Raw genomic sequence first — 6,789 nt, 5'->3', positions numbered from 1 at the left:
TTCTGCACTGCGTCGGTCGAGTGTACACGGGATCATATGGTTTGTTAACGCGGAAAGAGCAGTCCATGGTCGTCCTCGGTTTCGGAGGCGGGAGGAGGTGGAAAAGAGCACGAGGTGAGTGAATGGGTTATTTTGTTGGCGCCGGTGAGGGAGGGAGTAGGCCCCTTTTTGTTCTTTTACTCAGTTCCCCTTTGGGCCCAGTCCCCGTTCGGGATAGTCCCCCCGGGGTATTCAACCCCCCTCTTTCCCCCCCCCCCCCCCCAATCCGTCCGCTCATCTGCTTGTGGGCGAATCCTCACGCATGGGGATGATGCGCCGCCATTTGTTGTGAAGTTGCCAAAAAACCGTGAACGGCGTGTTGTGTGGCGACAGGGGAAGGCGGGGAGCGGCGGAGGTCAGGAGGTGGACGCACCTATTGTGACTTGACCGCCGGAGGGATAGACCCGCGTGCTGTCGTGGGCTTCGACGGAGTTCGCCTGTTCTATTGGGATAATCTGTGACTGGTCAATATGTGGACAGCTTTACGGGATACATACCGGTGGACGCCTATGATGCACCTATACCGGCGGATCGCCACAAGCGTGGGGCCAGGACAGTAATTCCAACCAGCCATCTGTTGAGAAGAAGTGTCACATGACTAGCCAATCACATCACGATCCAGACGCATTGAACAGGCTCGCAGCTGCTTTTACCGTCTCGCCGAACGCGCACCCGGCTTCGGATGAGCAACGCGAGGCAATGATCGACAAGCCTGCTTTCGGGCAAGTGTTTTCGGACAGCATGGTACGCATGAGCTGGCGGAAGGACCAAGGATGGTCCGGCCGCTCCGTGGAGGCTTATGGACCTTTGAGCCTGGACCCGGCCGCTGCTGTGCTGCACTATGCGCAGGAGGTTTTCGAGGGGCTCAAAGCGTATCATCATGATGATGGTTCGATTTGGCTGTTCCGTCCCGACGCGAACGCGGAACGTTTCCAGAATTCAGCCAAGCGACTGTCGTTGCCTGAGCTGGGCACGGAGGACTTCCTTGGCTCGGTCGCAGCGCTGGTGAGACAAGACGCCGCTTGGGTTCCCAGGCGTCGTGAATACACACTGTACCTTCGACCTTTCATGTATGCATCGGAGCCGTATTTGGGGGTCAGAGCCCCGCAGCAGGTTGATTATTGCGTCATCGCATCACCATCCGGTCCGTATTTCCCCGGGGGGGTCAAACCGGTCAGTATTTGGGTGGAGAACCGATGGTTCCGCACCGGTCCCGGTGGTACTGGCTTCGCAAAATGCGGGGGCAATTACGCCGCATCGATGGTCGGGGAAGGGCGCGGTGCCCAGCATGGCTGCGAGCAGGTGTGCTTCGTGGATGCAGCCACGGGTACGTATCTTGAAGAACTCGGTGGAATGAACATCTTCACCGTCCATCGTGACGGGCATCTCGAAACGCCGAGCCTGACAGGAACGATTCTGCCGGGCGTGACACGGCGCTCCATCATAGAGCTTGCTCAGGATGAGGGGCATGAAGTAAGCGAACGAATGATCAAGATGGATGATTTGCTTGCCGACATCCGTTCCGGAGAAGTCACTGAGGTCTTCGCCTGCGGCACGGCGGCCATTATCACGCCCATCGGCCGCTTCAAATCAGACGAAGCCGATGTGACGGTTGCTGATGGTGAATCAGGTTCCTTCACCATGCATCTGCGCGATAAGCTACTCGGCATTCAACTCGGTGAAGTGGACGATCCCCATGATTGGATGTGGAAGGTCTGCTGAATCCCGGTAAACATCGGTAAATGGGCCCCGTATACCTGGAGCCTGCGGAGGGGGGCACCTGCGACTGCCCGTCATGACATGGAGAAAGGGCAGTCGCAGCTGAATCATGGACGGTCGGGTTTGATGGAAGCGTGTGGGATTCATACGCTGTTGAATCTTTCCGGTCTTGGCGGTTTGTGCTGTCTCCGTGCAGTAGGACGGTTGGGTGGCCTGTGGCTGCCGTGTGACCTCCTGACCGAGGTAGGCCGACTATGCGTGCCCATACCCGCCCAGCAGGTATTGGTCTGCTCCCAGTGGCGGCCGAATAGGCGAACTACCTCCGTGTCTTCAGTTTCCATAGGTCTCGGAACCCCTGCCTGGTCAAGTATTCTGCGCACAATAAGCCCATCCCTTTCCTGTATTTGCGGGTAGGGGAATCGGATGATCACATATCCTAGGATTGGAATCTCCGTCTCCCTGTCTTTTCATTCACAATGCCGTCAACCATATTGCCGGACTGCCGCATCGTGGGGTTCAGATATTCCTCCCTGCCATCAAGTTCGCCGGCGATTCTGCGCCCGTTTTTGCATACCCAAAGAAAATCCAAGCGGATGTGTCTGCCTGCATGCAAAGGGCTAGGAAGGGATACTTGCTGACATGGTTCCTCGTATCCCCAAGCATCGAAATGCGCTCTGGCGATGGGCTCACCTCCGCTTTCGTTCAGCGGCGACGCCCGCGAGAATACATATCTGGCGCGCTTTCCGCCCCAGCACCTGCTTTTTGAATCCGCATAGGCGATGAGCTGCGGGCGCGTCAGACCGTATCGGCGCTTCGCGCGGTCGCAGATTGCCAGAGCGTTGCTGTAGTCAAGCCGACGGGCGCAGTCGAACACGGTTTGCAGAAGTGGCGTCACCGGGATTCCCGAACGTTGCTTCGAGATGTCCGCAAGGCAATAGTGGAACTTGACGCTGCCGCCATCACGTGTATGAGTGTGTGTTCGAGCGACGACATGCGTCTGCGCGTCCACAAAGACCGTGTCAGTCAATTTCCGGATGAGTGCGGCTGAGAGGTAGCAGAACGTCCATTCCGGCCTTCTGGCCGAAGTTGCGTAAATGAGATGGAGCGCACGCTCCCGCACCGGCAGCGTCGACCACTGGCTTGACAAAGCGTGCAAGTGTGGTTTGGGACGTTTCAGGACTGAACGCCGGAATGCACGGAGGTACCACATCCTTTCGCTGTTGGAAGTCGGGAAAATGCACGCGCTTCGGCTGAACTTCCGGCTGGGTGGAGACTCGATGCCCCGGTTTGTTGTTTCCATGGATTCGAGTCTATGGACGGTATGATCGGGAGCCCAAATTCAGACTGTGGATGTGGTCGAATGTGGATAACTGCCGGTGGCCGGGGCAAGTCCCGGCTTGGAGGCGCAGCTGACCGACCGAGCAGCCAGTCATGCCTTGTTTTGGGCAAGCAATCACGCTATTAACGCCAATATGGACGATAGTTGTGAGCGTCCGCCCAAAATGGAACACGGGGGGAGGGGTGGCAGGCTCAGCTTGAATGATTGAATTGTCTTGTGCAACTGAAGACTGGGGAAGGAGATGACTGAGCCCCCCATCTTCACAGTGGAAATGGGGGGCTCAGCGAATTGAAAGCAGGCAATCACATGGCATTGATGGCGGTAGCCAGGCCGGACTTACGGTTGGCGGCCTGATTGCGGTGGATTACCCCTTTGCCTGCGGCCTTGTCCAGACGACGAGCGGCGACTGCGAAGGCGGACTGTGCGCCTTCCTTGTCACCGGCGTTGATGGCCTTGCGTACGCCACGAACGGAGGTCTTGATTGCGCTCTTGACTTCCTTGTTGCGCAGGTGCGCCTTCTCGTTCGTGCGGATCCGCTTTTTCTGCGATTTAATGTTTGCCAATGTAACTCCAAACGACATGTGCTACCAATACAGACGAAAACCAATACTATCATGTGCGGTGGAGAACCCGCCGGGGGCATAGGTCACGCATCCACACTGGCACAAGGGATTTCCATGCGGACGGAGGCGATGCGGAAGTCCAATGCCTCGCCGAAGGCGATCGCCGACTCATCCTGGGCCATGACATCGAATGACAATTTGAACAGACCGTTTTGCCTGGCCCAATGCTTGGCTTCCGTCAGCAGGGAACGCCCAACCCCTCGGTGACGGAAACGCCGGTCCACGCATACGTGGCTGATGTGGCCCTCCGGTCGGCCCGACGAAGTGTCGGGACGGATGGCAAGATAAACGAACCCTATGATCCGGCTCATGCCGGATGCTGCTGAAACAGCCCCGCCACCATCGTTCGGCCCGCTTACAGGGTCGGACGTGGAGTTGGGGGCCGTCGTGAGCATGGCAAGCTCGTCAGGTGTATCCGCAATCGCGACTACGACCGCATTCCCGTTCACGCCCTGCTCCCGCTGCAATTCGTCCGCCAGTCGTTTACGCTCGAACAGACCTTGATCGAAACGGCTCAGACCCCAAGGTGCGCCTTGGTCGGCCTGCAATTGCGACAGTTCGAGCAGGCGGGCATCATCGTCATGTCTGCGATATGGCCTCAGTCTCATAAGCGCGCTCCTTCCACTAGCTCAGCCCATTCTAAACATACTTGGTGAGCGTCTGCGGAGGTTTACCGACATTGCCTTGTGCACCGATAGCGCTGCTAACGTGCTTGTTCCGACACGGTGATGCGTTTTCCATGGGGGAAGCAGTGCTCGGGTCAGAAAGCCGTCTTGCGGGGTTTTGGGCGAATCCTCACGCACCATCCCCGCATAAATCGTTGTACAAGTGAGAAAATGCCCAAAATCATGGAACGGCGGTGGGGACGAGGGCGGTTCGAATGAAACAGGGTGGGGTGGAGGAAAATGTTGCGACCGTGATCTGTGTGGGTGGATTCGGGACGGAATCGTCGGCGTTCCGAGGAAGGTTGGGCCGCGGAGAAGGGGAGGACGGCGGAAAGCCCAGGGCAGGGGATAGAATCAGGTATTCGAGCATTGATAAGGGAGGAGCCCGGTGGTCACCTTCACCAACCAGCCAGGATTCACCGACCAGCGGCTGATCCGCAACTTTTGCATCATCGCGCACATCGATCACGGCAAGTCCACGGTGGCCGACAGGATTCTGCAGCTGAGCGGAGTGGTGCCCAAGAGGGAGATGCACGAGCGTTTCCTAGACCGGATGGACATCGAGCAGGAGCGTGGGATCACCATCAAATCTCAGGCTGTTCGTGTGCCATGGGCAAAGAACGGCACCGAATACACACTGGGTATGATTGACACACCGGGACACGTGGATTTCACCTATGAGGTCTCGCGCGCCCTCGAAGCATGCGAGGGGGCCGTGCTCCTGGTTGACGCTACCCAGGGAATCGAAGCGCAGACCCTCTCCAACCTTTACATGGCTATGGAGCACGACCTGGCCATCATCCCGGTGCTGAACAAAATCGACCTCCCCTCAGCCGAACCGGACCGGCATGCCGAGGAGATCGCCAACCTCCTGGGTTGCGATACCGGTGACGTGATGCGCGTCTCCGGCAAAACGGGCGTAGGGGTCCGCGAACTCCTTGACAGGATCGTCGACGAGGTTCCGGCCCCCAGCGGCGACCCGCAAGCACCCCCACGGGCGCTGATCTTCGACTCGGTCTACGACTCATACCGTGGCATCGTCACCTATATCCGCATGGTCGACGGTGAGATCAAGTCGCGGCAGAAGATACGGATGATGAGTCTGGGTACGGTCCACGACCCCATCGAGCTGGGCGTTATCAGCCCTGACATGACCGCTACGAAAGCACTTGGCGCGGGCGAAGTGGGTTATGTCATCACAGGAGTCAAAGACGTGGCCCAGTCCAAGGTAGGCGACACAGTCACGCTTGAAAACCGGCCTGCCAGCGAACCTCTGCCGGGCTACCGCGACCCGCAACCCATGGTCTACTCAGGGCTTTTCCCGATTGACAACGCGCAATTTCCCGAGCTGCGCGAGGCGCTTGACAAGCTCAAACTCAACGATGCCGCCCTGGTCTACGAACCCGAGACCTCGGTCGCCTTGGGCTTTGGTTTCCGGTGCGGTTTCCTGGGACTGCTCCACATGGAGATCGTCTCCGAGCGACTCAGCCGTGAGTTCGGTCTGGACCTTATCTCGACCGCCCCGAATGTGACCTACCAAGTGACCATGGAAGACGGCTCGCGGCATCTGGTCAAGAACCCCAGTGAGTTCCCCGACGGCAAGGTCAAGCGCATAGTCGAACCGCTAGTCGCAGCCGATATCATCACCCCCAAGGAATTCATCGGTTCGGTCATGGAGCTGTGCCAGGACCACCGAGGGCAGATGGGAACCATGGAGTACCTGAGTCCTGAGCGGGTGGAGATGCACTACAAGATCCCGTTGGCTGAAATCGTATTCGACTTCTTCGACCAGCTCAAGAGTCGGACCAAAGGGTATGCCAGTCTGGACTACCATGAGGCAGGGGAGCAATCCGCTGATCTGGTCAAAGTCGACATCCTGATTCAGGGCGAGAAAATCGACGCGTTCTCCGCCATCGTCCACCGCGACAAGGCCTACACCTACGGCGTGATGATGACCAAGAAGCTGCGGGAACTCATTCCCAGGCAGCAGTTCGAGATTCCAATCCAGGCAGCGATCGGATCGCGCATCATCGCTCGTGAGACGATCCGCGCCCTACGCAAGGATGTGCTGGCCAAGTGCTACGGCGGTGACATCACGCGTAAGCGCAAGCTACTGGAGAAGCAGAAGGCCGGCAAGAAGAGGATGAAGATGCTGGGCCACGTCGAAGTGCCCCAGGAGGCGTTCATAGCCGCCCTGAGCACCGGCGATGCCGAAGACCGGGACAGCAAGGATAAAATCCGTGCCGCCCAAAAGGAAGGGTAGGCTTCCATCGGTTTGTGGCGGCGCAGGAGAGCGATTCCAGCGTTGGTGGTTTAGCGGATTACACTCAAATGGCCTCACACTGATCACGCACCATCCTGATGGAGATGGGCATTCGTTCGTCCTTCGCTCTTCGGGAATGAG

Annotated in this window: 5 protein-coding genes; 2 read left to right on the top strand and 3 right to left on the bottom strand. The window is 58.1% G+C overall.

All coding sequences use genetic code 11. The annotated features are described in order from the left end of the window. The first annotated feature begins 633 nt into the window (after positions 1 to 633). Positions 634 to 1,761 carry a branched-chain amino acid aminotransferase gene (locus CRD59_RS04740; protein WP_113853538.1) on the top strand — a complete coding sequence of 376 codons (1,128 nt, stop codon included), beginning with the start codon at positions 634 to 636 and terminating at the stop codon, positions 1,759 to 1,761. A gap of 433 nt (positions 1,762 to 2,194) precedes the next feature. Here the strand turns inward: CRD59_RS04740 and CRD59_RS07820 are convergent, their stop codons facing one another. From CRD59_RS07820 to CRD59_RS04730, 3 genes are all read right to left on the bottom strand, one after another. Beyond that, a complete protein-coding gene (locus CRD59_RS07820) occupies positions 2,195 to 3,058 on the bottom strand; it encodes a hypothetical protein (protein WP_127920940.1) in 864 nt (287 codons plus the stop codon). Positions 3,059 to 3,399: 341 nt separating this feature from the next. Then, complete coding sequence (rpsT, locus tag CRD59_RS04735; protein ID WP_113853537.1) at positions 3,400 to 3,660, bottom strand: 30S ribosomal protein S20; 261 nt, start codon at positions 3,658 to 3,660, stop codon at positions 3,400 to 3,402. Positions 3,661 to 3,743: 83 nt separating this feature from the next. Continuing rightward, a complete protein-coding gene (locus CRD59_RS04730) occupies positions 3,744 to 4,328 on the bottom strand; it encodes a GNAT family N-acetyltransferase (protein WP_113853536.1) in 585 nt (194 codons plus the stop codon). A gap of 445 nt (positions 4,329 to 4,773) precedes the next feature. Between CRD59_RS04730 and lepA the strand changes: the two genes are divergently transcribed. Beyond that, positions 4,774 to 6,648, top strand: coding sequence for a translation elongation factor 4 (gene lepA, locus CRD59_RS04725; protein ID WP_113853535.1), 1,875 nt, complete (start codon positions 4,774 to 4,776; stop codon positions 6,646 to 6,648). Positions 6,649 to 6,789: the final 141 nt, after the last annotated feature.

The organism is Bifidobacterium xylocopae (assembly GCF_003315615.1).
Lineage (GTDB): Bacteria > Actinomycetota > Actinomycetes > Actinomycetales > Bifidobacteriaceae > Bombiscardovia > Bombiscardovia xylocopae.
This window is presented reverse-complemented; position numbering and strand designations above follow the sequence as displayed.

What these genes read in the sequence shown, in the direction of transcription:
- CRD59_RS04730 (WP_113853536.1), bottom strand. Translation starts at nt 4,328, where the DNA reads ATGAGACTGAGGCCATATCGCAGACATGACGATGATGCCCGCCTGCTC.
- CRD59_RS04740 (WP_113853538.1), top strand. Translation starts at nt 634, where the DNA reads ATGACTAGCCAATCACATCACGATCCAGACGCATTGAACAGGCTCGCA.
- CRD59_RS07820 (WP_127920940.1), bottom strand. Translation starts at nt 3,058, where the DNA reads ATGGAAACAACAAACCGGGGCATCGAGTCTCCACCCAGCCGGAAGTTC.